The 3,900-nt window shown below is 64.8% G+C and carries 1 protein-coding gene; it reads right to left on the bottom strand.

Annotated elements, in window-relative coordinates; translation table 11 throughout:
• Positions 1-3,900 (bottom strand): response regulator (locus tag ACE3OH_RS20475; RefSeq protein ID WP_374357504.1); only part of this gene is annotated, 3,900 nt, incomplete at both ends.

The following is a 3,900-nucleotide window of genomic DNA, read 5'->3' as shown; positions in this document are numbered from 1 at the left end:
GATTGCTGTCGATTTGGGCGGCGATCTGCTCGGCATGGCCGGCATAGCGGGCGGCAAACTGGTCGAGCAGGCGCTGGTACAGCGCCTGGTTGCCGGCCACCCGGCGCAGACCGGCCGCACGGTCAAGCCCGGCAATGATGGGTAGATCATGGCTCGCCGGCGTATCGCGAGGCGGGCTGATTTCTTGATTGAGCCAGCGGCGTGTCGTGCTCATCAGGCGCTCCGGGTCGATGGGTTTGCTGATGTGGTCCTGCATGCCTTCTTGCAGGCAGCGCTCGCGTTCCTCGCGCATGGCGTGCGCGGTCATGGCAATGATGGGCAGGCCGGCATAGCGGCGGTCGGCACGGATCGCCCGCGTTGCCGCATGCCCATCCATCACCGGCATCTGCAGGTCCATGAATACCAGCGAATAGTGGTCGAGCGGGCGGCTGCCCAGTATGTCGAGCGCCTCCTGGCCATTGCCGGCAATGTCGACATCGAGACCCATGCTTTGCAGCAACTCGCTGGCGACCTGCTGGTTCACTTCATTGTCTTCCACCACCAGCACGCGATGTCCTTGCGAGGGGCTGGGCGCCGGCGTGGCGGGCAGCTCATGGTCGGCGTCGGCCTGATTGCTGATCAGGGTGACCAGGGTGTCGATCAGTGCCGAGCGATTGACCGGTTTGAGCAGGAAGCCATCGACCGCTGCCTGCTCGGCGCGGTTGCGGATTTCCTCGCGGCCGAAGGCGGTCACCAGCACCATCAAGGGCGGCTGGCGCAGCGATTCGCTGGATTTGACTGCCCGCACCAGCTCGATGCCATCGATGCCGCGCATCTGCCAGTCGGTCAGCACCACGCGGAATGGCCGGTCGGCATCGGCATTGCGGATGGCCGCCAAGGCAGCGGCGCCGGAATCGACCGCTTGCAATTCGAACGGCAGATCGGCCAGCGCATCGGTCAGCACCTCGCGGGCGCTGGCATTGTCATCCACCACCAGGATACGGATGCCGTTGAGCAGCTCCGGCAGCACCCGGCTGCTGGCTGCGGGCGCCTTGACCAAATCGAGGCGGGCAGAGAAGCGGAAGGTGGAGCCATGGTTCAGCGCGCTCTCCACCGAAATGCTGCCCCCCATCATCTCCACCAGCCGGCGCGAAATGGACAGGCCCAGGCCGGTGCCGCCAAATTTGCGGGTGGTGCTGCCATCGGCCTGGGTAAAGGCCTGGAACAGGCTGGCGCACTGGTCGGCACTCATGCCGATACCGGAGTCGCGCACGGTAAACGCCAGCCATACCGCCTCGCCATCGTGGCGCTCCACACTGGCCGATACCGCCACTTCCCCCGCCTCGGTGAACTTGACTGCATTGTTGACCAGATTGATCAACACCTGACCCAGGCGCAGCGGGTCGCCACGCAGGCGGCGCGGCACGCCGGGCGGTACATCGATCAGGTATTCGAGGCCCTTGTCCTGGGCGCGACCGGCAGTGACGGCAGCGACATTGGCCAGTACCTCGTCGAGATCGAATTCGACCGATTCCAGATCGAGCTTGCCGGCCTCGATTTTCGAAAAGTCGAGAATATCGTTGATGATGCCGAGCAGCGACACGCCGGCGGTGTGGATCTTGTCGAGATAGTCGCGCTGCTTGGGGCTGAGCGCGGTTTTCAGTGCCAGATGGGCCATGCCGATGATGGCATTCATCGGGGTGCGGATTTCATGGCTCATATTGGCCAGGAACATCGACTTGGCGCGGGTGGCTTCCTCGGCCTGGGTCTTGGCCAGCTGCAGCGCATCGGCCTGCAGGCGCGAGGCGGTGATATCGCTCCAGCAGCCATTCCACACCCAGGCACCATCGGGCTGCATGCTGCACACCGATTTGACCTGTACCCAGTGCAATTGGCCATCGAGCATGACGCGATGCTCGAAATCGGTATGGGCCTTGTTGGCGATGGCGCGCCGCACGATCGCCTGGCAGCGTTGCCGGTCTTCCGGCACCACATGGCGCCAACGCGCGTCCGGATTGCTTTGCAGTTCGACGAAGTCGATGCCGAGCACCTCGCGTACCTTGGCACTGGCGAACTGGTAATGCAGATGGCCGTCGATTTCCAGCCGCAGCTGGAAGATCGCCAAGGGGAGGGCGTCGGAGAGATCGATCAGACGCCGCTGCGAGTGCTGGGCCTGGTCGCGCGCATTGGCCAGTTCGGCGGCTGTGCGCTGGGTTTCGGTGATGTCCTGCCAGAAACCGTTCCACATCAACTCGCCGCTACGCGAGATGGAGGGGCGCGCCTCGCCCCAGATCCAGCGTTGCTCGCCATCGCAGCGGCGGATGCGGAAGGCGTGCTCCCAGGGCAGCGAGGCCTTGACCGCCTCGCGCATCGAGGAATACACCGACGCCATATCGCGCTCGAAGATCAGGTCGAGCGCCTGCTGTGCATCGTCGATGATCGATTCGGGCGAGGGGCCGAATTCCTGCCATTGCGCATTGGCAAAGGTGAATTTGGGCTGCTCATTGACAAAGCGCAGCTGGAATACCGCCAGGGGTAGCTTGTCGGTTAGCTCGCGGGCGCGTACTTCGGCGGCGGCCAGCGCGGTTTCCTGCTGCTTGCGGTCGCTGATATCACGCACAAAGGCGGTGGCATTCCATTCGCGGCCATTCTGGTAGGCGGTGAGCGCCAGCTCGATCGGGATCAGGCGGCCATCGGCATGCAGGCCCTCCACCTCCACCACCTGCTCCAGCAAGGGGCCTTTGCCCGAGGCGAGAAAGCGTTGCAGGCCGGCGTCGGCATGACTGCGACGCAGGCTGGGCAGCAGGAAGCTATGCACCTGCCGCCCGATCACCTGCTCGCTGCGCCAGCCGAAGATGCGTTCGGCAGCCGGGTTCCAGTAGCTGACCATGCCACGCCCGTCGATGCTGATGATGGCCTCGGGTGCGGCGGCCAGAATCATCTCGGTACGCGCTTGCTCGGCACGGTGCGCCAGGTTCGCGGCCAGCTGGCGCTGCTGCTGGATTGAGGCAGTAACCAGGAGCGTGAGCACCGACAGGCTGAGCAGGAACAGGCACAGCGAGGCAAGATGCGTCCCCACATCGCCGACGATGCCGCCATGGGCGGTAAGCTGCAGGCTGATGGTAACGAGGCCGCACACCAGGATGGCGGTATGCACGAACAGCGGGGCAAAGCGCAAGGCGGCCCAGACTAGCAAGGGCAGGGTGAGAAAGCCGATCATATGCACCGGCAGGGCGGCAAAGCGGGTGTACCACCAGGACAGCGCGGTAGCCAGCAGGCCGGTGGCGATGAATGCCCATTGTTGGCGTGAGGTGCGCAAGGGAACCGGGCGGTAGCTGGCGGGGTCGGGCAGGCTGGCACGCGCGCCGCCATCGAGCCGCAAGCCCCAGGACACCAGCGCCGGCAAGCAGATCAGGATGCCGAACAGATCACCCAGGCCGAATTGCAGCCAGTGGTTGAGCCAGCCATTGGCTTCGCAGCGCGGCGTATGGACGAGACCGCAATAGCCCACGGTGGCGAGGGCGGCATTAAGCGCGGTATAGGCGATGCCGCTGCCCACCAGCACCAGATTGGCGCGGATGGTGGCAAGCGCCAGATCCATCTTTGCGCGCCGGGCGCCCAGGTGCAGCAGGCTGGCGGTGAGCAACATGGCTGACGGCTCGACCAAGCCGCGTGCATAGCGGGCGGCCATGTTGAAGTCGACCGACACATAGTCGTAGTAGATATACAGCACCACGCCGGCCAGGCTGCGCGGGCCGTAGAGCAGGGCGGCGGCACAGGCCACGGCGGCGGGCGGCCACACCGGGGTGAGATAGCCATGCAGCGAGAACACCTCGCCTAGCTTGGCTGCCAGTATGAACAGCACGGTGATGATCACCATGCGAAGCGCGCTCGACAAGGCGGAACGATAGGCCTTCATCA

Source organism: Chitinimonas sp., from assembly GCF_041904975.1.
Lineage (GTDB): Bacteria > Pseudomonadota > Gammaproteobacteria > Burkholderiales > Chitinimonadaceae > Chitinimonas.
Note: the sequence above shows the minus strand (reverse complement) of the source record. Positions and strands in the feature narration are given on the sequence as shown.